The organism is Nonomuraea sp. NPDC001699 (assembly GCF_053596455.1).
Genome location: NZ_JBSFGF010000010.1, coordinates 284,069 through 306,953, shown reverse-complemented (window position 1 = coordinate 306,953; position 22,885 = coordinate 284,069). Strand labels below are relative to the sequence as shown.

The window sequence follows — 22,885 nt, the reverse complement described above, 5'->3', positions numbered from 1 at the left end:
AAGGACCTGAATTCGATGACCCTCACCGACGAGGCGACCTCCGCCACGCAGGTGGTCTCCGCCGAGCAGCGGTACGCCACCGAGCTGGCCTTCCTCGCCGCCCACGACGACGGCCCGCGCCCGCCCGGCTGGCTGCTGACGCCGCGCGCCGTCGTCACCTTCATCTGCGGCAGCGGCGAGGAGACCCTCTCCCTGCCCGCCCGCGACGGCCTGCCGTCCAAGTTGAAGGTGGCGCCCAAGTTCGTCGGCGAACGCGCGCTGGTCGAGCGCTGCGTCGTGACGCTCGCCGGCGAACGCGGCCTGCTGCTGGTCGGCGAGCCCGGCACGGCCAAGTCGATGTTGTCGGAGCTGCTGGCCGCCGCGGTCTGCGGCACCAGCGCGCTCACCGTCCAGGGCACCGCCGGCACCACCGAGGACGCCTTCCGCTACGGCTGGAACTACGCGCTGCTGCTGGCCCAGGGGCCGAGCCGGGGCGCGCTGGTGGACTCCCCGGTGCTGACGGCCATGCGGTCCGGGCGGGTGGCCAGGGTCGAGGAGATCACCCGCTGCCTGCCCGAGGTGCAGGACGCCCTGGTGTCGATCCTGTCCGACCGGCGGGTCAGCGTCCCCGAGCTGGCCGGGACCGGCGACGCGCAGGTGGCCGCCGTCCCCGGGTTCACGGTGATCGCCACGGCCAACCTCCGCGACCGTGGCGTGTCGGAGATGTCGGCCGCGCTCAAGCGGCGCTTCAACTTCGAGACCGTCGATCCCATCTCCGACGCCGCGGCCGAGACGTCCCTGGTGCGGCGGCAGGCCACGGCGGTCGTCCAGCGTGCCGGGGCCGGGTTCGCCGTGGACGACGCGGTGCTGGAGGCCCTGGTCACGGTCTTCCGCGACCTGCGTACCGGGCGGTCCGGCGAGGGCTGGGACGTGGAGCGGCCCGGCACCGTGATGTCCACCGCCGAGGCGGTGCAGGTGGCGGCCTCGCTCGGCGTCGCGGCCGCGTACCTGCCGGGCGGCGACGTCCTCGACCTGGTGCCGGGCCACCTGCTGGGCGTCGTGCGCAAGGACGACCCCGCCGACCACGGACGGCTGCTCGGCTACTGGGACGGGCCGGTGCGGCGGCGCGCCGAGGACGGCTCCGCCATGTGGCGCCGCCTCTGGGACCTGCGGGAGACCCTCCGTTGACCCCTCCCATGACCCCCCCTGCCGGTCCTGGGACGGCGACGGCCGGGTCGGCTGATCCGCGGGTGGCGGTGGCCGGGCTGGCTGCTGCCACCCGGCCGTACCTGGTGGGGGTGCGTCACCACAGTCCGGCCCTGGCCGTGGTGCTGCCCGAGCTGCTGGAGGCGGCCGATCCGGAGACGGTGTGCGTCGAGCTGCCTGCCGACTTCCAGCAGTGGCTGCCGCACCTGGCCGACCCCGCCACCGTCGCCCCGGTCGCCCTGGCCGGGAACGGCGCGGGCGGCCTCGGGTTCTACCCGTTCGCGGACTTCTCCCCGGAGCTGGTGGCGATCCGGTGGGCGGCCAAGCGCGGCGTGGAGGTGCTGTGCTGCGACCTCCCACTGTCGCACCCAGGCTGGCAGACGACCGTCCCCGAGGCCGTCGTTCCCGAGGGGGGCGTCCCCGACGAGGCCGGGGCCGCCGGCCCCACGTACGCCCCCAGGTTCGCCGACGCTTTGGCCGCGGCGGGCACCGGGCGGGTGGGGGACGACATGTGGGACCGGGCCGTGGAGGTGCTGGCACCGGGCTGCGAGCCGGAGGCCGTGCGCCGGGCCGCGCTCGGCGTCGGCTGGGCGCTGCGGCGCGACGCGGCGGCGGGCGACGGCGTCCAGGCCAGGGACCTGGCGCGGGAGGCGCACATGCGGCGCGTCGTGGCCGCCGCCGCATCCGGCGGACGCCGGGTCACCGCGGTGATCGGCGCCTTCCACGCCCCCGCCCTGCTCACCACCGACGACCCCACCGCCCCCACCCCCACACCGCCGACCATCGCACAGCTCACCGGCGAGGCGGCCGGGCAGGCGGCGGCCCCCGTCCCCGGCACGTCGAAGGACGTCACGTCGGAGGCCGTCACCTCGCTCGTCCCGTACGCCTTCGACCTGCTCGACTCCCGGTCCGGCTACCCGGCCGGGATCCGGGACCCGCGCTGGCAGCAGGCGGTGTTCGAGGCGGACGGCGTACCGGACCGGGTCAGGGACGGCGCCGCCCGCGCGATCACCGACCTGTGCAGGGAGCTGCGAGCAGCCGGGCACACGGCCGGCACCGGCGAGGCCGTCGAGACGCTGCGTCTGGCGTGCGACCTGGCCCGCCTGCGCGGCCTGCCCGCCCCCGGCCGCGGCGAACTGCTGGAGGCGGTGACGACCGTCCTCGGCCAGGGCGAGCCCCTGGGACGCGGACGCGCGCTGGCCAAGGCGCTCGACACGGTGTTCGTCGGGACGGCCAGGGGCCGCACCGCGCCCGGCACGCCGCGCTCCGGCCTCGGCCCCGCGGTCGAGGAGGAGCTCGCCGCGCTCAGGCTGCCCTGCCCGGACGACCCCGACCCACGCGAGGTACGCCTCGACCCACTCCGCTCGGAGCTGGACGCGCGCCGGGAGGTGCTGCTGCGCCGCCTGCACGTGTGCGGCGTCGGTTACGGCGAGCCGATCCAGGTCGCGGGCACCGGCGACGGCACCGCGCTCAGCACCAAATGGCGCCTGTCCTGGACGCCCGCCGTCCCGGCGCTGCTGGACCTGGCCGGTGTCCGGGGCGTGACCGCGGCCCAGGCGGCGGCGGGGACGCTGCGGGAGACCTACCGGCGCGAGTCCGCGGACGGCGGGCCCACCTGCCGCGTCATCCTGGACGGGCTGCGCGCCGCCGCCCACTGCGACCTGCCGGAACTGGTCGAGCGGCGGCTGGAGGACGCCGCCGGCACGCTGCCCGCCACGGCCACCCTCTCCGAGCTGCTCGACGCCCTCGACCTGCTGGAGGCGCTGCGTCGCGAGCACCTTCCCGGCACCACGCCGGAGGGTCGCGAGCATTCGGGCGAGCTGGCGGTCACGCTGCTGGAGGCGGCGGTCCGGTCCCTGCCCGGCCTGGCCGGCAGCGACCGGCCCGAGGACGCGGTGGCGCTGGTCGCGCTCGCCACGCGGGCCGGCGAGGACCGGCTGGGCCTGCGGATGGACGACGCGCTGGGCGCGCTCGCGCGTACCGGGGCGCCGCTCGTCCAGGGGGCCGCGCTGGCCGCCCGCGTGCTGCTCGACCTGGACGGTCCCGACCTCTTGGGCGCGCGGGCCGCCGGCTGGATCGACGCCGCCACGACCCCGGACGGCCGTCGCCGGCTGAGCCTGCTCCTGACCGGCGTGCTCACGGCAGCCGGACCGCTGCTCCAGGCGGCGCCCGCCGCGCTCGACCCGCTGATGGACCGGGTGGACGAGCTGGCGGACAAGGAGTTCCTCGACCGGCTGCCCGCCCTGCGCGGAGGGTTCGACACGCTGGCTCCGGCGGCACGCGGGCGGCTGCTGGCCGCGGTGTCCGAACGGCTCGGCGACCGGCCGGACCTCGTACTGGGCGCGCCGGCCGACCTGCTGGCCGTCTGGACCGCCGCCGACCTGGCCGGCCTCACGGCCCTGACCACCCTCGGCCTCCCGACCCCGGAAGACGCCCAGCTCCAGCCACCGGCCGAGAAGTCGCCCGCCGAGGAGGACCGGCCCCGGCCATCCGCTGAAGGGCCGTCCGCTGAAGGGCCGTCCGCTGAAGGGCCGTCCGCCGAGGGCGGCGCGCTCACGGGTCGGGAAGCGGCCGGCGAGGAGGAACCTGGGGTGTCGGGGGTGGTGCGCAGTCCGGGAGGCAGGTCGCTGATCGGTCCGGCCGACCGGTGGCGGTTGCTGCTCGGACGGGAGCACGAACGGCTGCCCGCCGGCGCCCGCCCGTACGCCCGCGCCCTGGACGAGCTCTACGGCGCCGGACGCGGCGAGGGCGCCGACGACTTCGAGCAGGGCGACGCCGGCGGCCAGGGAGCCCCGTTCCCCACGGCCCGCGAATGGGCCGACGAGCTGGAGTCCCTGTTCGGCGGCGACGTACGCGAGGAGGTGCTGGCCAGGGCCGCCGACGCCGGACGCCACGACGTGCTCGCCGAGCTGGACCCCGCCGCCGTGCGGCCGTCCGTCGAGCTGCTGACCTCGGTGTTGTCGCTGGCCGGCGGGCTGCCCGAGCAGCAGGTCGCCAAGCTCAGACCGCTCGTCCGCCGCCTGGTCGCCGAGCTCACCCGCGAGCTGGCGACCCGGCTGAGACCCGCGTTGACCGGCCTGGCCAACCCGCGTCCGACCAGCAGGCCCGGCGGACGGCTCGACCTGCCGCGCACGTTGCGCGCCAACCTGGCCCACACCCGCCGCCTCGACGACGGGCGGCTCGTGGTGGTGCCGGAACGGCCGGTGTTCAGCACGCGGGCCAGGAAGGAGGCCGACTGGCGGCTGATCCTCGTGGTGGACGTGTCGGGATCGATGGAGGCCTCGGTCGTGTGGTCGGCGCTGACCGCCGCCGTCCTCGCGGGCGTGCCGACGCTCTCGACGCACTTCCTGACGTTCTCCACGCAGGTGATCGACCTGACCGACCGGGTGGACGACCCGCTGTCCCTGCTGCTCGAAGTGCGGGTCGGCGGCGGTACGCACATCGCCGCCGGGCTCGCGCACGCCCGGACGCTGGTCACCGTGCCGAGCCGTACGCTCGTGGTCGTCGTCAGCGACTTCGAGGAGGGTTACCCCGTGGGCGGCCTGCTCGCGGAGGTGCGCTCGCTGGCCGGGTCCGGCGTGCACCTGATGGGTTGCGCGGCGCTGGACGACCAGGGCGTGCCCCGTTACTCGCTGCCCATCGCCCAGCAGCTCGTCGCGGCCGGCATGCCCGTCGCCGCGCTCAGCCCGCTCGCCCTCGCCCGCTGGGTGGGCGACCGCCTCCGGGGAGAAGTCCGGTGAACAGCTCTGCAACGCTCCCGCCCGTCGCGCCGCACGTGGTGGCCGCCGCCGTCGATGCCCTGACCAGCAGGTTGCGCAAGAAGCTGGACGCGGCCGTCGGCCAGTACGCCGCCCTCTACCGGGTGGCCGACGGCGCCGACGTGGTGGTCACGTGCGGGGAGGACGCGGTGGTCACGTTGTCCCCGGGGCCGTCCGGGGTGATCGCGGAGGAGGGGCAGGCACGTTGCTCCTGCCTCCTCGCGCCCCGCTGCCTGCACCGGGCCGCCCTCCTCACCGCCTGCCCCCTGGCCGACCCGGCCGACCTTCCGCTCCCGGACGGCGAGTCGGCCACCCCCGACGACGTTCCCGCGTCACCGGGCTCCCCGCCGTCCAGCCCCGGGCACCCCGGCGCGCCCCCCACCGACGAACGACCCGTTTCCGCGGACCCCGGCCGAACGCCGGAAACCGGGCAGAAGGCCGAACAGGGGGCCGGACAGGGGGCCGGACAGGAGGCCGGACAGAGCTCCGGACAGGGCTCCGGGCCAGGCTCCGGACAGGGTGACGGGCGGACGGCCGGAGCCGTTGTGCCGGGAGCGGCGCAGGTGGCGGCCGCTGCGGGGTTGTGGCGGGCGGCGGCCGCCGTCCTGTCGGCCGGTGTGCCAGGAGCGGGCGCGGTGCCGCAGGCGGAGCTGCTCCGAGCCGCCCACACCGCCCGCCTGGCCGGGCTGCCCAAGGCCGAGGCCGCGACGTTGCGGGTGGTCCGCGGGCTGCGCGCGGCCCGTGCCCGGTACGACGGCCACCGCCTCGCCGACCTGGTGTCCGCCCTGCGGGAGCTGCTGCTCACCGTGGGCCGGCTGGCCGCGTCCGATCCCGACCCGGCGCTGGTCGGCACCGTACGGCGCGGCTACCGTCCGAACGGCGGCCTGAAGGTGTACGGCGTCTTCCGCGAGCCGGTGATCAGCAGCACCGGCTACGGCGGGGTGGTCACGCACCTCGTCACCGACGACGGACGCTGGTTCTCGGTCGCCGACGTCAAACCCGGCGGCCCCGCCCGTGCCCGCGGCGCGGCCACCGCGACCGTCGCGATCGGGGCGGCCATGATGAGCCACGCGCAACTGGCCCGCGGCGGCCTGCTGATCGCGGGGGCCACCGTCTCCCCGGACGGCCGCCTCGGCGCGGGCAAGGGCGTGCAGGCCACCCCGGTCACCGGCCTGGCCTGGACGGACGGGCCGCTCGGCGCGCTGTTCACCCGGCCGCTGGCCGAGGCGGCGGGGGAGCGGTTGTCGGCGGGGGCGTGGAGCGAGGAGGAGTCGGCCGAGCAGGTACGGGAGCCGGTCGGCTGCGACCTGGTGATCGTCGGCGCGGCGGGCGACCACGTCCTCGCCCGCCAGTTCCTGACCGCGGGCCCGGCGCCGGCCGAGGGCGAAGGGCCGATGGTCCGGCTGGTCCCGGCGAGCCGTCATCCCGATCTCGCGCACGTCGAGAACCTGCGGCGGCTCGCCTCGCGGCCCGGCCTGCGGGTACGGGTGGTGGCCAGGGTCGAGCCCGGCCGGGCGGCGACGCTGGTCCCGCTCGCCGTGGGGCCGGTCGCGGGCGAGGAGGCGACGCTGAGGCTGCCGCCCGAGTGGCAGGGGCGGGCCGACCTCGGCTACGACCGCCTCCAGGGCTCCCACCTCCCGGCCGCCGACGCGTGCCCGCCGCCCGGCCAGGACGCGTACGGCGAGGCGGACCCGCTGGAAGGCGCGCCGCTCTGGCGGGTGCGCCGGCTGGTCGAGCTGGCCGTCTCCGGCGGGCGCAGGGCGGTCGCCGAGTCCGCGCGCGGCGGCGACGCCCGCCGGCAGGCCGCGTCCCTGCGCGACGCCGGCTTCCGGACGGCCGCCGGCCTGGCCGTCGCGCTCGCCGACGAGGCCGACCGCCGCGAACGGGACGTCTTCGGCAGGCTGACCGAGGCCGGTCCGGACGGGTACGCGCGGGCCTGGCTCGCCGCGGCCACCCACCTGGCCGCCACCGAACGCGCCCTCGTCCGCACCTCCTGGCAGGCCACCCCCTGACCGGCCGCCTGTGGGCCACCCCATCCACGGGCGGCCCGCAGGCGGGGGGTGACCGAAAGGAAGGCGCCGCTTGCCGGGCCGTGGTGGTGAAGGTCGGACCCGCGGTCAGGCGGGGTGGCGGGTGACCGGGAGGAAGACGCCGGTCGCCGCTTCGCGGGCCGTGACGGTGAAGGTCAGACCGGCGTCCACGGCGAACGTGACCTCGATCCGCGGCTCCCCGCGCCGCGCGGCGGGGATGCCGCCCACCATGTACGTCCCCAGCACCGCGTTGAGCGCGGCCGTCTCCTGCTCGCCCTCGTAGACCTCGACCCGCAGCGACGACTGGTGATCGGCGGTCGTGGTGAACGTGACCGTCCGCTCGGCGGGGACCGGGCTGCCGCGCTCGATGACCTTCCGCAGGACGCCGCCCTTGCCCCGGAGACCGAGCGTCACCGGCGTCAGGTCGGCCTTGAGCACGCTCGCCTGCCGCGCCGCGCCGATCGAGGCGGCCTCCGCCGGGCCGAAGCGCGTGAGGGGCACCTTGCCGCCGGACATCTCCGTGACCAGCGCCGTCACGGCCGGCATCAGGCTCGCGCCGCCGGCCAGCACCACGTGCGCGAGGTCGGACACCTTGAGCCCGGAGTCCTGGAGCGCCCCCCGGAACGGCCCCCTGAGCCGGACGAGCAGGTCGGCGGTCAGGCTCTGGAACTCCTGCCGGGTCACCGTCGTGTCCAGGTGGCGCGGGGCCTGCCGGACCGTGGCCAGGTAGGGCAGGTCGACGCGGGCCTCCCGCGCGCCGGTCAGCTCGATCTTCACCCGCTCGGCGGCCTCGCGCAGCCGCTGGAGCGCCACCCTGTCACCGGTCAGGTCGACGCCGTGGGCCTCCCTGAACCGTCTGACCAGCTCGTCCACGACGCGCTGGTCCCAGTCGTCGCCGCCGAGCCGGGTGTCGCCGTGGGTGGCCAGCACCTCGACGTAGCCGTCGCCGATGTGCAGCAAGGACACGTCGTAGGTGCTGCCGCCGAGGTCGAAGACCAGGACGGACCGGTTCTCCTCCTCGTCGAGCCCGTACGCCAGCACCGCGGCGGTCGGCTCGTTGACGAGGCGCAGCACGTTGAGTCCCGCCAGCGTGCCGGCCTCGGTGACGGCCTGGCGCTGGGCGTCGTCGTAGTAGGCCGGGACGGTGAGCACCGCGTCGGTTACCTGCTCGCCCAGGTACGCCTCGGCGTCCCGCTTCAGCTTGCCCAGCACGAGCGCGCCGACCTGCGGCGCCGAGTACGCCGAGCCGTCGATGCGCACCGACCAGTCGCCGCCCATCTCCAGGAGGACCGACCGGACCGTGCGTTCCGCGTTGACGACGGCCTGCCGCTTGGCGGGCTCGCCGACCATGATCTGGCCGTTCTTGCCGAAGGCCACCACGGACGGCGTCGCCGGCGAGCCCTCGGAGCTGGGGACGACGGTGGGCTCGCCGCCGTCGACGACAGTGATCACGGAGTTGCTCGCGCCGAAGGAGATGCCGACGGCCCGGCCCGTCCGGCGCGCGGCCCCGGCCAGGCGGATGCCCGGCGGCGGGGCGGGGGCGGGCCGGGGCCGCGTCCGCGCCGGCTCCGGCCTGTTCCGCACGAGCGGCAGCTCGTCGGCCGCGCCGGCCTGGCTGTACTCGGGCAGCGGCAGCCGCCGGTCGAGCAGCCGGTAGCGCAGCGCGCGGGTGACGTCCCCGATGGACAGGTCGGCGGGCCCGGCGGGGACGCCGTCCTGAAGGATCCTGAGCAGCTCGCCGGTGAAGGCTGTGTGGCGCTCTCCGGGCGGCGCGAGCGACAGGGTGTCCCTGGCCGAGGAGGTCAGGACGTACGCGCTGGTCGTGTCGATCAGCCCGCGCAGCGCCGGGCCGCTCATGCCGTGCGCCATGCCGCTGTAGCAGCAGTCGAGCACGACCACGGCGCGGGGCGCGCGGCGCTCGCGGATGATCTCCCGGATGACCGAGAACCGCACGCCGCCGATCCGCAGCCGGTCGGGCCGGGTGGTGGCGATGGGCAGCAACAGGTCGTTCTCGGTCTTCTCGCCGTGGCCGGAGTAGTAGATGAGGACGGTGTCGGCGGCCTCGGTCGCCGCGTCGTGGATGAGCCCGAGGACGTGGTCGGAGCTGGCCGGGTCGATGAGCTGCGCGCAGTGGTCGGGCCGCAGCCCCCACGAACGCGGGCCGGTGAGCACCTCGGCCAGGTCCGTGACGTTGGCCCGCACCGCCGGCAGGGCGGGCCACATGACCTGGTCGGTGTACGTCGTCGTGCCGACGAGGACGGCCCGGCACCGGGCCGGGTCGGGCCAGGCGCTCATGAGGCGGGCGGCTCCAGCATGTCGGCCAGCAGCCGGGCCACCTCCATCACCTTCGCCGGATCCTTGGCCGCCTCGACGGAGAGCTCCAGCGTGCGCTCGCCGTGGCTGACCTTGACCGTGAAGCTGTGGCGCCGTGTTCTGAGCCAGCCGGCCAGCGCCTGGACGATCGAGACGCCCAGCCCTCCGGACGCGGCCGAGACCGCGACCATGAGGGCGTCGACGGTCCCGTTCATGGCGCCCGGCTCGGGCGGCCCGGCCAGGGGCCGGATCTCCACGCCGCGGAAGGCGCTGTCGCCGCGGAGCTGGCGCTCCAGGGAGGAGAGGGCGGGGGCGGTCGGCGTCTCGCCGTCGAGGCGCACGATTACCTGCATGCCAGCAGTGTGGACCGCCCCCTGTCCCGGCACAACCGCCCGCAGCCACTCGGGAGCGCGGCCTACTCGGGGGTGCGGGCGGTGAAGCGGGGGCGCAGGCGGTTCTCGTACAGGGTGAGGGCGGCGGCGATGGCCATGTGCATGTCGAGGTACTGGTAGGTGCCCAGGCGCCCGCCGAACCAGACGTCCCGCTCGCCCTTGGTCAGGTCCCGGTAGCGGCGCAGCCGGTCGCGGTCCTGCGGGGTGTTGATCGGGTAGTACGGCTCGTCGGCCCGCCCGGCGAAGCGGGAGTACTCGCGCATGACGACGGTGGCGTCGGACGGGTACCAGGTGCGTTCGGGATGCAGGTGGCGGAACTCGTGGATGCGCGTCCACGGCAGGTCCTCGTCGGCGTAGTTGATCACCGACGTGCCCTGGAAGTCGCCGGTCGGCAGCACGGACGTCTCGAAGTCGAGCGTGCGCCAGCCCAGCTCGCCCTCGGCGTGGCCGAAGTAGCGGTCCAGGGGCCCGGTGTAGACGACGGGCACCGCGCCGGCCAGGCTCTCCCGCAGGTCGAAGAAGTCGGTGCCGAGCCGGATCTCGATGTTGGGATGGTCGGCCATGCGCTCCAGCCAGGCGGCGTAGCCGTCGGTGGGCAGCCCCTGGTACAGGTCGTCGAAGTAGCGTCCGTCGAAGGTGTACCGCACCGGCAGCCGGCTGATGATCTCGGCGGGCAGCTCGGCCGGGGCCGTCTGCCACTGCTTGGCGGTGTAGCCCCGGATGAACGCCTCGTACAGCGGCCGGCCGATCAGCGAGATCGCCTTCTCCTCCAGGTTGCCGACGCTGGTGATCTCGGCGGCCTGGCGGGCGACCAGCTCGCGGGCGTCGTCCGGGCCGAGGTGGCGGCCGAAGAAGGCGCAGATCGTGCCCAGGTTGATGGGCATCGGGTAGACCTGGCCCTTGTGCACCGAGTAGACCCGGTGCTCGTACCGCGTGAACGACGTGAACCGCTGGACGTAGTCCCACACGCGCGCGTTGGACGTGTGGAACAGGTGCGACCCGTACCGGTGGACCTCGATGCCGGTTTGCGGCTCCGGCTCGCTGTAGGAGTTGCCGCCGACGTGGTCCCTGCGCTCCAGCACCAGCACGCGCAGCCCCAGCTCGCTCGCGCACCGCTCGGCCACGGTCAGCCCGAACAGGCCGGAGCCGACGACGACTAAGTCGGCGTTCACGCGGCGGCCGGGAGCAGCCGGTCGAGCCATCGCCGCACGGGCAGCGCCAGCACGATCCCGGCCAGGACGAGGTGGACGGCGAAGAAGATCACGGCCACGGCGACGCTCGGCGGCCCGCCGACGAACACCGCGATGTGCGAGGCCCACGTCAGCGTCGCGGGCCGGCCCTCGGGCCAGTCGCCGAGCAACCACATCGACAGGTCATTGAGCCCGGAGATCACGACCAGGACACTGGCGATCCCGACCTTCAGCACCCGGTCCGAGCGGGCGCCGCCCAGCCGGTAGGCGAACAGCACGGCCAGCACGGTGAACGAGTTCATGAAGAGCATGAACTGGTAGAGCTCGGGGAAGGCGGCCTTCTGGTCGGCGGACTCGGCGAAGGAGAAGATGTGCAGCACGTTGATCGTGTCGAGCACGCCCATGTAGCCGACGACCAGCGCGCACATCAGCGCCATCCCCAGCCCGGGACGCCGGGGGAACCCGGCGACGGCCAGCACCGCGAACACCAGCGGGCTGACCTTCCACAGGGCCTCGAACGGGTTGTCCAACGTACGGTCGGGCGGCAGGATCACCATGATCAGTGTCGCCGCCCCGGCGCCCAGTGCGGCGGGCGCCAGCCACAGCCAACGCCTCAACGATCGTCCTTCTCCGTGAAGAACGGTCCCAGCGAGAGGGCGTCCATGTCGGTCTTGAGGTAGCAGCGCACGGCGTCCTCGGGGGTGCACACGATGGGCTCCTCGTTGTCGTTGAACGAGGTGTTGACCACCATGGGCACGCCGGTCAGCTCGGCGAAGCGCGAGATCATCGCGTGGTAACGCGGGTTGTCGGCCGCCGTGACCGTCTGGACGCGGGCGGTGCCGTCCTCGTGCGTGATCGCCGGCACCTTGTCCCGCTGGTGCTCCAGCACGTCGAACACGAGCAGCATGACGGGCGAGGGGTAGCCGCTGGCGAAGTACTCGCCGGAGCGTTCGGCCAGGCAGGAGGGCGCGAAGGGACGGAACGGCTCGCGGTGCTTGACCTTCTCGTTGAGCCGGTCCTTGGCGTCGGCGCGGCGCGGGTCGGCCAGGATCGAGCGGTTGCCGAGCGCGCGCGGCCCGCACTCCATGCGGCCCTGGAACCAGCCGACGATCTTGCCGTCGGCCAGCGCCTGCGCGGTCGTGTCGTTGATGTCCTCGGTGCGCCGGTACTTGAGGCCGGCGTCCTGGAGCGCCCGTTCCATCTCCTCCTCGGTGAACTCCGGGCCGAGGAAGATGTACTCCTGGTCGCGCGGGCGGCGCATGCCGTACTTCTCCACGCCCAGCAGCAGCGCCGAACCCAGTGCCGAGCCGTCGTCGGCGGCGGCGGGCTGGGCGAAGAAGTCCTCGAACGGCGTCTCCAGCAGGATGCGGCCGTTCATGACGCTGTTCAGCGCGACGCCGCCGGCGGTGACCAGGCGGGTCTGCCCGGTCTTGGCCTGGAGCCAGCGCGCGACGTGCAGGCCGGTGCTCTCCAGCGTGGCCTGCAGCGCGTACGCGACGTCGGCGTAGTGCTGGGAGGGGGTGGCGCGCTCGCGCGGCCGGGCCGGGCCGAAGCGTTCCAGGAACTTGGGCGACATCTGGTGCTTGCCGGTGGCGTGGTGCCGGAACCAGCTCAGGTCCAGCTCGAAGCGGCCGTCGGGGCCGAGGCGGACCAGGTCGGCGAAGTCCTGCACGTACCGGTCGGTGCCGTACGCGGCCAGGCCCATGACCTTGCCCTCGTCCCTGGTGGGGTTGAAGCCGAGGTAGCCGGTGACGCCGGCGTACATGGCGCCCAGCGAGTGCGGGAACTTGATCCGCCGGATGTCGTGGATCCGGCCGCCCTTGCCCAGCCCGAGGTAGGTGGAGGTGCCGTCGCTGCCGATGCCGTCCCAGGTGATGATCGCCGACTCCTGGTACGGCGAGATGAAGAAGGCGCTGGCGGCGTGGGCGCGGTGGTGGTCCATCAGGTGGACCTTGAACTTCGTCCTGCCCCGGAAGTTCTGCGACTCGCGCAGGATCGTCTCCAGGGTGAACCCGCGCCGCAGGTGCAGCAGCAGCGCGCCGCCCACGTTGTAGTCGTCCGGGTGCGCCTGGCCCTTCTGGTCGGAGAGCGTCTCCAGCAGGCCGCTGGCCTTGTCGCCGTAGTCGCCGGCGTCGTTGCGGAAGACGGCCAGCGTCTGGGGCAGGTGCCGGAGGAAGTGGCCGGCCGCGTGCAGCGTCTCGCGTGGCGCCTGCCAGTAGTAGGCGACGTGGTCCACGTCGGCCAGCGTGATGCCGGCCTCCTCCAGGCAGTAGCGCACGGCCTGCGCGGGAAAGCGGCCGTCGTGCTTGACCCTGGTGAAACGCTCCTCCTCGGCGAAGGCCACGATCGTCCCGTCGGCCACCAGGGCCGCCGCCGAGTCGTGGACCTGGCTGATGCCGAGCACAAACATGAATGCCCCCTGACAATGCGCATGACCCAGCGGCCCCGCGTCGGAGATCTTCCTAACAAACCGTCCGGAAAGAAATCAATACCTATCTTTTTTCTGACACGTGCCGATATATTCCGCAACCGGGGTCGTAGCCGGGCGGGAATGCCCGGGCCCCATCGCGGGGTGAACCGGGGTTGATGCACGTGGTGAAGACCGTTCCATGAATGAACATCCGCTTCCAGTTCCGCCGGACGGCCTGGCACTCACCGTGGTCGTTCCGTGCCTGAACGAGGCCGACAACATCCCTGACACCTATCGCGAAATCGCAGACGCGCTGGGTGACCAGGGCGACCTCGAAATACTCTTCGTCGACGACGGCAGCACGGATGACACGCTCGCGCGCATTCGCGCGATCGCCGAGAGTGACAATCGGGTGTCGTTCATATCGTTGTCCAGGAATTTCGGCGTGGAGGCCGCCTTCTCGGCCGGTTATCGGTACGCCCGAAACCCCTGGGTGCTGCACCTGGACGCCGACCTGCAGTTCCCGCCGACCGAGGCCAAGCGGCTGATCGAGCGGGCCGCCGACGGGTACGACGCGGTGTTCGGCATCCGGGTGGACCGCAAGGACCCCTGGCCGCGGCGGACCGCGTCGATCGTGCACGACTGGCTGGCGCGGCGGCTGCTGGGCATCGAGATCCCGCCGCGCGCCACGACGTTCCGGCTGGTCCGTACGGAGATCGCGCGCCGGATCGTGGACCTGCGGCTCGGCACGCCCTACTTCCTGGCCACGCTGCCGCGCCTGACGCGCGCCTGGACGACCGTGCCGACCGCGCACCGGCCGCGGGTGCACGGCTCGTCCAAGGTGACCGTGCGCGGCCTGGCCAGGCACTCCCTGGACCTGTTCTTCGGCTTCTCGACGCGGCCGATCGCGGCCGCGGTCTGGGCGGGGCTGGTCGGCCTGCCCCTGGCGCTGCTGGCCGGGCTCACCGGCAGCACGGCGCTGTTCGGGCTGGCGCTGGCCGCCGCCCTGGCCGGGCTCACCCTGATGGCCCGGACGCTTCTGCACATCTCTCGCGGTCAGGCCCGTCCGCCGCTGTTCCTCGTACGGGAGGCCAACGTGCCGGTCGATTCCGCTGACCTGCTCGCCGGGAGGCTCGCATGACCGGCGACCGCCGCACCATCGCGGTCCTCGGCGGCGCGGACGGCGCCATCAGCACCATCCGCGCCGCGGCCCGCCTCGGCGTGCGCACGATCTGCGTGGACATGCGGGCCGACGCCCCCGGCGTCGCGCACGCCGACGAGTTCCTCGACCTCAGCACCCGCGACGTGCCGCGGGTCGCGCGGGCCCTGGCCGGACGCGCCGGCCTGGCCGGCGTGGTCTCCCCGGCCAGCGACGTCAACCTGCCCTCGCAGCTCGCCCTGGCCGCGCGCCTCGGCCTGCCGTGCGGGCTGTCGGAGGGCGCGGTGCGCGGCTCGGTCGACAAGGGCTGGTTCCGCGCGATGTGCGCCCGGCTCGGCCTGCCCGGCCCCCGCCACGTGAGCGGCGCCGAGGAGGAGGTGCTGCGGGACGCCCCCGGCCTGGGGTTCCCGCTCATGGTCAAGCCGGTGGACTCCTCCGGCAGCCGCGGCGTGTCCCTGTGCGCCGCCCCGGACGAGCTGCCCGAGGCCGTACGGCTGGCCAGGGAGTGGTCGCTGTCCGGGCGGGTCGTGGCCGAGGAGTTCCTGGAGGGCGCCCACTACACGGCCGAGGCGTTCGTGATCGGCGGGAAGGTGGCGCTGATCGGCCTGGCCGAACGGGAGCTGACTCCGCCGCCGCTGTTCATCACCGTCCAGCACACCATGCCGGGCCCGGCCCACGTCACCGACGCCGTGCGTCCGATGCTCGACGCGGTCTGCGCCGAGACCGGGCTGCGCGAGGGGCCGCTCAGCGCCGACGTCCTGGTGACCGGGACGGGCGAGGTCGTGCTCGTCGAGATGGGCGCCCGCCTCGGCGGCAACGGCCTGGCCGAGCTGCTGGGCCTGGTCCACGGCGTGGACGTGGTCGAGCAGTACGTGCTGTCGGCCATGGGCGAGACGCCGTGCCTGACCCCGGCGGCGACCCGGTACGGCGCGGTCCGCGTCCTGGGCGCCGAACGCGACGGGAAGCTGGTCCGGGTGGACGGCGAGGAGCAGGTCAGGGAGCTGCCCGGCGTCGTGGACCTGGTGCTGGCCGCCGCGCCCGGCGACCACGTCGAGCGCTACACCCGGGCCGGCGCCAAGCTCGGCTACCTGACCGCCGCCGCCCCCGACCCGGACGCCCTGACCGGCGTGCTGCGCGAGGCCACAGGGCTGCTCCGCTTCGAGATCGGGGACGGCCTGTGAGCCACGGACTGGGCGTCGCCGTGCGGGAGGTGCGGCACGTCGTGGACGCCTTCCGCGCCATCCGCCGCCCGCGCGCCGAGACCGACCGGCTCACCCTCGACGGCCTGCGCGACCTGCTGGCCTTCGCCCGCGCGCACGTGCCGCACTACGCCGACCCGCGCTACGACGTGCCCCTGGACAGCCTGGCCGACCTGGCCCGGCTGCCGATCCTGGACAAGGCCACCGTGCTGGACGGCGACCTGTCCCGCTTCCACACGCCCGGCCTGGGCGCGAAGGACTACCGGGTGGACCGTACCAGCGGGACCACGGGCCGCGTCCTGGAGGTCCGGCACGACGTGGCCGCCTACGGCTACCACGGCGCGACCATCTTCCGCCGCTTCCTGCTGTCGGGCTACCGGCCGTGGTGGCGGATCGCGCACATCAAGCCGTTCCCGCGCCCGCTGCGCTGGTTCCAGCGGATCGGCCTGTTCCCGCGCACGGTCATCGGCGCCGGTCAGGGCGACGCGAAGATCCTGGCCGACGTGCTGAAGGTGCGCCCGCACCTGATCATGGGCTACCCGGTGGTGCTGCGCGGGCTGCTGCGCGCCGCCGGCCCGCACGACGTGGCCCGGCTGCGGCGCACGCTGCGCATGGTCATGACCGACTCCGAGCTGCTCACCGACGAGGTGCGCGAGCTGCTGGCCAACGGCTTCGGCGTCCCGGTGTACGACGAGTACTCGGCCTACGAGGTGCTGACCGTCTCCACCCAGTGCGACCGGGGCGCGATGCACGTCGACGAGGACCGCGTCCGCCTGGAGATCGTGGACGACGCCGGCGCGCCCGTGCCCGACGGCGAGGACGGCGCGGTCGTGGTGACCCACTTCAGGGAACGCGCGATGCCGCTGATCCGCTACCGCCTGGGCGACCGCGGCATGATCGTGCCGGGGGAGTGCGGGTGCGGCAACCGGTTCATGCGCATGCGCGTGACCGGCGGCCGGTCCGACGACTACATCACCTTCCCCGGCGGTCACCGCGTCTACACGGCCACCTTCCTGTCGCTGGCCATGTGGACGCCGGGCGTCGCCGAGAGCATGGTCCGCCAGGACGCCGACGGGAACGTCACCGTCCACCTGGTCCCCGACGCGGGCCGGGACTTCGACGAGGTGGCCACGGCCTACCGGCGCGGGCTGTCCCAGCAGGTGGGCGGCCCGGTCGAGGTGCGCTTCGAGCAGGCCGACCGGGTCACGCTCACCCCCGGCGGCAAGGGCAGGTTCGTCGAGTCGGCCCAGGCCGGCCCGTGACCGTGAGCCTGCGCCGCAGGCCGCCGCCACGCCTGGTGGCGGTGACCGCGGCCCTGTTCGCCGGGCGCGGCGCGTTCCGCGCGGCCCTGTGGACCGCCAACCTGGTGCTGCTCGGCCTCTGGGGCGCCGACGAGTTCGCCCTGTACGCCACCGCCAACGGCGTGTCCGGGTGGCTGCTGGCGCTGACGTCCAGCGGGATCGAGAAGGCGGCGCTCGCGCTGGTGCCGCGGCGCGACGGGCAGGCGTTGCGGCCGCTGTTCATGCTGCTGGCGGCCACCCCGTTCGCCCTGGCCGTGCCGGTCTGGCTGGCCCTGGCGGCGGCCGACCCCGACGGCGCGCCCACCAGGTACGCCGCCGCCGCGGCCTACGCCTGCGGGCTGGGCTGCTGCGCGGTCATGGCGGCGCTGAACCGGCTGCGCGGCCGGGCCCGGATCGACGTGCTGGCCTACCTGACGCTCGCCGTCGCGCAGGCGTCCGGCGTGGGGCTGGTGGCCTGGACGGGCATGCGCGCCAACGCGCTGCTGGCCCTGCACGTCGGCGTGCTGGCCGTGCTCAACATCGTGCTGGCGGCCGGGCTGCTGCGCGGACGCACCGGCAAGGCGGACAAGGGCGCCCACCGGCCGGCGGTACGCGCGGCGGCGCTGCTCAGCGTCGGCGAGGTGACCAGCGTCGCGGCCACCTCGGTGACGTTCGCGTACTTCGCGCACCTGGACGACGCCCAGAAGACCAGCGTCTTCTACGTGTGGTCGGTGGCGCTGTCCGTGGTCGTCATGGGCGTGTCGTACCTGCTGCGGATCCTCCAGCCGCGGGTGGCGGTCTGGATCGAGGGCACGGGCGAGGCCGGCGCCCGGCGGATGGCGCGGCGCATCCTCGCGCCCGCCGTGCCCGCCGGGGCCGTGGCGGTGGTCGTGCTCGCGGTGGTGCTGGCGGGCGGCCAGCGGGGCGTGGTGGCGACCGGTGCCGCGCTGCTGGCCGAGGCGGCGCTGACGGCGGCCGTGCTGCCCGCGTTCCTGCTGGTGGAGAACACCGACGACCGGGGACGGCGGCTCGCGGCGGTGGCCGCGTGCCTGCAGTTCGCGGTGGTCGCCGCCGCCGGATGGTTCCTGGTGCCCGCCGCGGCGGCGTTCGGCGCGCTGCTGGCGTACTGCGCGGGCGAGGTGGTCAAGGGCGGCGTCATGCTGGCCACGCTGAAGAAGGAGACCTCATGAAGGGCTTGCCCAGCACGATCCCGGTGGTGCCGGTGCTGCGGAACCTGTACCTGGCGCGCTCGCGGGACCGGCTGGACCCGGCCCGGCTCAAGGTCGTGCAGGACCGGCTGCTGACCGGGCTCGTCCGCCACGCGCACGCCAACGTGCCGTACTACCGCCGCGTGCTGCCGGCCGACGCCGTGGCCGCGCTGTCCACCGCCGCCGACCTGGCCGCCCTGCCGCTGCTGGACCGGGCGACGCTGCGCGACCTGCCGCCCGCCGAACTGATGGCCACCGGGTTCACCCCGGACAACACCCGCGAGGCGCCCACCAGCGGGTCCTCCGGCGTGCCCATCCGCCCCTTCTACTCCGAGGGCGACCTCGGCTACCTGCGCGCCACCTACCTCCAGGACCTGCTGGCCTCGGGCCTGCGTCCCTGGGACCGGATCGGCTACTTCCGGGTGGGCGAGTTCCGGCCGCACCGGCTGCAGCGGCTCGGCCTGGCCCGCACCTCGCACGTCAACACCAGCCGGAGCCTGGACGAGCAGGTCGACGCGTTCCTGCGCGGGCGGCCGACGTTCCTGTGGGGCTTCCCCGGCTGCATCGTCACCCTCGTGGACGAGCTGCGCCGCAGGAAGGTCGACTACCGCGGCGTGCACACCGTCATCTTCGCCGGGGAGACGCTCACCCCCGAGGCGCGCGAGCACGTGCTGGGCTACTTCGGGGCGCGCGGCCACGAGGTGTACGCCTCGGTGGAGGCGTACACGATCGGCCGCACCTGCCCCGAGGGCGCCATGCACCTGCGCTCGGCCGACGTGGTGGTGGAGGTGCTGCACGACGACGGCAGCGTGTCGCTGGCCGACGGCGAGGGCGAGATCGTGGTGACCCGGCTGCACGCCGAGGCGATGCCGCTGATCCGCTACCGGCTCGGCGACCGCGTGCTCATCGAGCCGGACGACTGCCCGTGCCGCGCGTTCCACACCCCGATCATCCGGCGGATCCAGGGCCGGACCGAGGACCGGGTGGTGGCCGCCGACGGACGTACGGTGCACGCCAACTTCCTCACCAACCCGGCCGTGATGCCGACGGAGGGCGTGCGCGGCGTGCAGGTCCTCCAGTACCGGCCGGGCGCGGTGGAGATCCTGCTGGTGCCCTCGCCGACGGCCCCCGCCGACCTGGCCGGCAGGATCCGGGACGCCGTGGCCGCCGTCGCCACCGACTTCGAGGTGACCGCGCGCACGGTGGACGTGATCATCCCGGAGCCCAACGGCAAGGTGCGCATGGTCAAGATCATGCACAACACGCCCACCTCCTGACCTCGGCCCTCAGCTCGGACCCGGCCACGTCGACCAGCACCAGGCACCCCCGGCCCCTCCCGGGCCGGGTCGAGCCCCTTCGGCGCCGGGCCGAAATGCAGGTCGAACCCGCTCCAGCGCAGCGCCAGACAGACGTAGGGCCGCGTCTGCCGGTAGGTGGCGGTGAATCCCAGCGCCGCGTAGAACTTCAGGGGTCCGCTCGACGGACGCGCACGGCAGCAGCGGGACCCGTCGTCTCGTTCGGCCGGATCGCGGGCTCGGTCATCGATTCCAGCTTTCGGGGCGTCCGGAGGATGCCGGCAGATGCGGCGCCACCTCGCATATGGATCGTTCCAGGCGCTCGCCCGCCGGATCGCGCCGACTGAATCAATTCATTCACGCGAATTCCGCGACTCCCGGAATCGGATGATGACAGATTTGGTAGGTGCGCGATCCGGATGCGTGAATTCGTCGATGAATTGTCATCCCGGGACTATTTGTTGGAGGGGTGATTCAGGAATTCCCCTCGGGGGTGGCGCGAATTCGTGCCCGGCCCGTTTCTGATGTCGCCCGGCGCTCCGGCGGCCGGGGGCGCTCACCGTGGTGGGAGGCATCGTGAGCCCTTTCGGTCGGCCGAAAACCGAGGGGGCGAGTGAGGCAGGTCGCGGGTGTGGATCTTCCTATTGAGGTCGCGGCGTACGGCCGCTTCCGGTCTTGACTAAGGGTGCGGCTCCGGGCCCGTTGTTATTGCGGACCTAAATGATCTTCTGGGTGCGGAGCGTGCTCCCCCGGGTGGGCGCGAGCCGTCCCGCAGAGGTGATCCTCGCCGCCCTGCGCGAGGCCGGCCCCGGCCGGGCCGGCGCGGCCGGGACCGGGGTCTGCTCCAGGCGCTCGGCCCGGCGACGGCCGGTCAGGCGGGCAGGGCCGGGTAGTCGGTGTAGCCCTCGGCGGCGCCGCCGTAGAAGGTGGCCGGGTCCGGGGCGTTGAGCGGCGCGCCGGTCGCCAGGCGGCGGGGCAGGTCGGGGTTGGCCAGGAAGAGCCGCCCGAACGCGATCAGGTCGGCGGTCCCGTCGTCGATCAGCGCGAGATCCTCCGGGCCGGTCGGGCGGTCGCCGGTGTGCGGGTTGAGGACGAGCGGGCCGGCGAAACGCCGCCGCAGGGCCCGCGTCAGCTCCCGGTCGCCCGCCTCCATGACGTGCAGGTACGCCAGCCCCAGCCCGGACGTCCGCCGCAGCAGCTCCTCGTAGACGGGCCCCGGGTCGGGCTCGCGCATGTCGTTGTCCGGCCTCCCGGGGGAGATGCGCAGCGCGGTGCGGTCGCCGCCGATCGCGTCGGCCACGGCGGAGACGGCCTCCACGGCGAACCGGGCGCGTCCCGGCGTCGAGCCGCCCCAGCCGTCGGTGCGCAGGTTGGTCCCGGGCGCGAGGAACTGGTGGATCAGGTAGCCGTTGGCGCCGTGCAGCTCCACGCCGTCGAAGCCCGCCTCGACGGCGTTGCGGGCGGCGCTCGCGAAGTCGGCGACGGTCTGCTCGATCTCGGCTTCGGTCAGCTCGCGCGGGGTGACGAAGTCCTTGACGCCGTCGGGGGTGAAGAGCTGTCCGCGCGCGGCCACCGGCGACGGCGCCACCGGGACCAGCCCCTCGGGCAGCAGGACCGGATGGCCGATGCGGCCGGTGTGCAGGAGCTGAGCGAAGATCTTCCCGCCCGCCGCGTGCACCGCGCCGGTGACCTCGCGCCAGGCGGCGACCTGTGCGGCGCTGTGCAGGCCGGGCGTGAACGGGTAACCCTGGCCGACCACCGACGGCTGGACGCCCTCGGTGACGATCAGCCCGGCGGAGGCGCGCTGGGCGTAGTACCGCGCCGTCAGGTCGGTCACCAGCCCGTCGCGGGCGCGGCTGCGGGTCATCGGGGCCATGACGACCCGGTTGGCGAGCTTCGTGCCGCCCACGGCGATCGGATCGAAGGTGATGGACACGGATGTCTCCTTGGTGGAAGGGGATGGAGGGAGGGAAGGGCGGGTCATCGGCGGCGCGGCAGCAGGAAGGCGCCTGCCGCCAGGGCCAGGCCGAGCCCGGCCGCGATGAGGAAGACCAGGTCGTAGCCGTCGGCGAGGGCGGCGGGGGAGCCCGCGGCGCCCACGGCGCCCGCGGCCGTCGCGAGGACCGCCAGCCCGATCGACGAGCCCACCTGGCTCGTGGTGTTGGCCAGGCCGCCCACGACGCCCGCCTCGCCCTCGGGCGCGTCGGCGGTCGCCGCGGCCATCAGGGTGGGGAAGGTCAGCCCGATGCCGGCCGCGACGAGCAACGTGGGCCCGAGGACCCCGGTGAGGTAGCCGCTGCCCGCCCCGGCCAGGGAGAGCCAGCCGAACCCGGCCACGAAGAACGCGCCGCCGCCGAGCACCAGGGGACGCGCCCCGGCCCGCGGCAGCAGGGCGGCTGCCCCCCGGGCGACCAGCATGAACGTCACCGCCGCCGGCGTCTGCCCGAGCCCGGCCAGCAGCGCGCTGAAGCCCAGGACGTTCTGCAGGAACAGGGACGTGAAGTACCACATCGCGATGGTGACCCCGCCGAACAGCAGCAGCATGCCGTTGCCGACGGCCACCCCGCGGATCCCGAGCAGCCGCAGGGGCAACATCGGCCGGTCGGCGAAACGCGCCTCGACCACGGTGAACACCGCGAGCAGCAGCAGCCCGGCCAGCACGGGCACGACGACCCGCCCGGACGACCAGGCATGGTCGGCGCTCTGCATGACCCCGTAGATCAGCGCCGCCAGGCCGGCGGTCCCGGTGACCGCGCCGGTCAGGTCGAGCGGCTCGCGCCGCGCGGCCCGCGCACCGGCCAGGGCCGTCAGGGCCACGGCGACCAGCAGCGCGCCGACCGGCACGTTGATCAGGAAGACCCAGCGCCACGACAGGCCGGTGGTGATGGCGCCGCCGGCCACCGCGCCGATCATCCCGCCGACGCCGCCCGCGGAGGACCAGGCGCCGAACGCCCTGGCGCGGGCGCCCGGCTCGGTGAAGTACGTGTTGATCACGGCCAGCGTGGCCGGGGCCATCATGGCGGCCCCTGCGCCCTGCGCGACGCGGGCCGCGACCAGGACCTCCGCCGCGCTCGCCAGGCCGGCGGCCAGGCTGGCGGCGGAGAACAGCAGCAGGCCGGAGACCAGCGTCCGGCGCGGGCCGAACAGGTCGGCGGCCCGTCCGCCCAGCAGCATGAAGCCGGCGAAGGCGAGCAGGTAGCCGTTCACCACCCAGGCGAGGCCGGTGGGGGTGAAGCCGAGCTCCGCGCGGATGGCGGGGAGGGCGACGTTGACGATGGAGGCGTCCAGGATGACCATGAACTGGCCGGCGCAGGCCAGCGCCAGGATCAGCCAGGCGGGGATGGTCCGGGGTGTGGCCCGCGGGGGCGCGGTGCCGATGCTCGTCATGAGTTCTTCCGTCCTTGGGTGCGTGCTGCCGGGGAGGCGCCGCGTCAGGGGGGCACTTCGCGATGTGCCGCGCGTGGCG

The 22,885-nt window shown here is 74.4% G+C and carries 15 protein-coding genes; 8 read left to right on the top strand and 7 right to left on the bottom strand.

Annotated elements, in window-relative coordinates; genetic code table 11:
- The first annotated feature begins 15 nt into the window (after positions 1–15).
- From ACWCSU_RS29505 to ACWCSU_RS29495, 3 genes are read left to right on the top strand one after another with little or no spacing between them, the layout of a single operon-like run.
- Positions 16–1,167: an ATP-binding protein gene (locus ACWCSU_RS29505; RefSeq protein ID WP_357703702.1), complete on the top strand. Its 1,152-nt coding sequence runs from the start codon at positions 16–18 to the stop codon at positions 1,165–1,167.
- Between the two features lie 8 nt (positions 1,168–1,175).
- Positions 1,176–4,925, top strand: coding sequence for a DUF5682 family protein (locus ACWCSU_RS29500; RefSeq protein ID WP_449939292.1), 3,750 nt, complete (start codon positions 1,176–1,178; stop codon positions 4,923–4,925).
- A complete protein-coding gene (locus ACWCSU_RS29495) occupies positions 4,922–6,955 on the top strand; it encodes a hypothetical protein (protein ID WP_449939289.1) in 2,034 nt (677 codons plus the stop codon). Before ACWCSU_RS29500 ends, ACWCSU_RS29495 begins: the two co-directional genes overlap by 4 nt.
- Positions 6,956–7,060: 105 nt before the next feature.
- On the opposite strand, the gene ACWCSU_RS29490 is transcribed toward ACWCSU_RS29495, so the two are convergent.
- From ACWCSU_RS29490 to ACWCSU_RS29470, 5 genes are all read right to left on the bottom strand, one after another.
- Positions 7,061–9,268 carry a caspase, EACC1-associated type gene (locus ACWCSU_RS29490; protein WP_449939288.1) on the bottom strand — a complete coding sequence of 736 codons (2,208 nt, stop codon included), beginning with the start codon at positions 9,266–9,268 and terminating at the stop codon, positions 7,061–7,063.
- Complete coding sequence (locus ACWCSU_RS29485) at positions 9,265–9,639, bottom strand: effector-associated constant component EACC1 (protein WP_357703694.1); 375 nt, start codon at positions 9,637–9,639, stop codon at positions 9,265–9,267. Before ACWCSU_RS29485 ends, ACWCSU_RS29490 begins: the two co-directional genes overlap by 4 nt.
- Before the next feature lie 62 nt (positions 9,640–9,701).
- On the bottom strand, positions 9,702–10,850 hold the full coding sequence (gene glf, locus ACWCSU_RS29480; RefSeq protein ID WP_449939285.1) for a UDP-galactopyranose mutase: 1,149 nt from the start codon (positions 10,848–10,850) through the stop codon (positions 9,702–9,704).
- Positions 10,847–11,485 carry a hypothetical protein gene (locus tag ACWCSU_RS29475; RefSeq protein WP_449939283.1) on the bottom strand — a complete coding sequence of 213 codons (639 nt, stop codon included), beginning with the start codon at positions 11,483–11,485 and terminating at the stop codon, positions 10,847–10,849. Before ACWCSU_RS29475 ends, glf begins: the two co-directional genes overlap by 4 nt.
- A complete protein-coding gene (locus ACWCSU_RS29470) occupies positions 11,482–13,278 on the bottom strand; it encodes a carbamoyltransferase family protein (RefSeq protein ID WP_357703688.1) in 1,797 nt (598 codons plus the stop codon). Before ACWCSU_RS29470 ends, ACWCSU_RS29475 begins: the two co-directional genes overlap by 4 nt.
- 199 nt (positions 13,279–13,477) lie before the next feature.
- On the opposite strand from ACWCSU_RS29470, the gene ACWCSU_RS29465 reads away from it, so the two are divergent.
- From ACWCSU_RS29465 to ACWCSU_RS29445, 5 genes are read left to right on the top strand one after another with little or no spacing between them, the layout of a single operon-like run.
- Complete coding sequence (locus ACWCSU_RS29465) at positions 13,478–14,419, top strand: glycosyltransferase family 2 protein (protein WP_357703686.1); 942 nt, start codon at positions 13,478–13,480, stop codon at positions 14,417–14,419.
- A complete protein-coding gene (locus ACWCSU_RS29460) occupies positions 14,416–15,618 on the top strand; it encodes an ATP-grasp domain-containing protein (RefSeq protein ID WP_357703684.1) in 1,203 nt (400 codons plus the stop codon). The genes ACWCSU_RS29465 and ACWCSU_RS29460 overlap by 4 nt, the downstream gene beginning before the upstream one ends.
- A complete protein-coding gene (locus ACWCSU_RS29455) occupies positions 15,615–16,898 on the top strand; it encodes a phenylacetate--CoA ligase family protein (RefSeq protein WP_357703681.1) in 1,284 nt (427 codons plus the stop codon). The genes ACWCSU_RS29460 and ACWCSU_RS29455 overlap by 4 nt, the downstream gene beginning before the upstream one ends.
- Entirely contained in the window at positions 16,895–18,106 is a 1,212-nt protein-coding gene (locus ACWCSU_RS29450) for a hypothetical protein (protein WP_449939278.1), read from the top strand. The genes ACWCSU_RS29455 and ACWCSU_RS29450 overlap by 4 nt, the downstream gene beginning before the upstream one ends.
- Positions 18,103–19,401 (top strand): phenylacetate--CoA ligase family protein, encoded by a 1,299-nt coding sequence (locus ACWCSU_RS29445; protein WP_449939275.1) that lies wholly within the window; start codon positions 18,103–18,105, stop codon positions 19,399–19,401. The genes ACWCSU_RS29450 and ACWCSU_RS29445 overlap by 4 nt, the downstream gene beginning before the upstream one ends.
- Before the next feature lie 889 nt (positions 19,402–20,290).
- Here the strand turns inward: ACWCSU_RS29445 and ACWCSU_RS29440 are convergent.
- On the bottom strand, positions 20,291–21,355 hold the full coding sequence (locus ACWCSU_RS29440; protein WP_449939273.1) for an alkene reductase: 1,065 nt from the start codon (positions 21,353–21,355) through the stop codon (positions 20,291–20,293).
- 44 nt (positions 21,356–21,399) lie between these two features.
- Positions 21,400–22,806, bottom strand: coding sequence for an MFS transporter (locus ACWCSU_RS29435; protein ID WP_449939270.1), 1,407 nt, complete (start codon positions 22,804–22,806; stop codon positions 21,400–21,402).
- Positions 22,807–22,885 lie beyond the last annotated feature (79 nt).

Coding starts and splice junctions, on each gene's coding strand:
- ACWCSU_RS29490 (WP_449939288.1), bottom strand. CDS start 9,268: ATGAGCGCCTGGCCCGACCCGGCCCGGTGCCGGGCCGTCCTCGTCGGC.
- ACWCSU_RS29445 (WP_449939275.1), top strand. CDS start 18,103: ATGAAGGGCTTGCCCAGCACGATCCCGGTGGTGCCGGTGCTGCGGAAC.
- ACWCSU_RS29465 (WP_357703686.1), top strand. CDS start 13,478: ATGAATGAACATCCGCTTCCAGTTCCGCCGGACGGCCTGGCACTCACC.
- ACWCSU_RS29470 (WP_357703688.1), bottom strand. CDS start 13,278: ATGTTTGTGCTCGGCATCAGCCAGGTCCACGACTCGGCGGCGGCCCTG.
- ACWCSU_RS29505 (WP_357703702.1), top strand. CDS start 16: ATGACCCTCACCGACGAGGCGACCTCCGCCACGCAGGTGGTCTCCGCC.
- ACWCSU_RS29500 (WP_449939292.1), top strand. CDS start 1,176: ATGACCCCCCCTGCCGGTCCTGGGACGGCGACGGCCGGGTCGGCTGAT.
- ACWCSU_RS29460 (WP_357703684.1), top strand. CDS start 14,416: ATGACCGGCGACCGCCGCACCATCGCGGTCCTCGGCGGCGCGGACGGC.
- ACWCSU_RS29485 (WP_357703694.1), bottom strand. CDS start 9,639: ATGCAGGTAATCGTGCGCCTCGACGGCGAGACGCCGACCGCCCCCGCC.
- ACWCSU_RS29435 (WP_449939270.1), bottom strand. CDS start 22,806: ATGACGAGCATCGGCACCGCGCCCCCGCGGGCCACACCCCGGACCATC.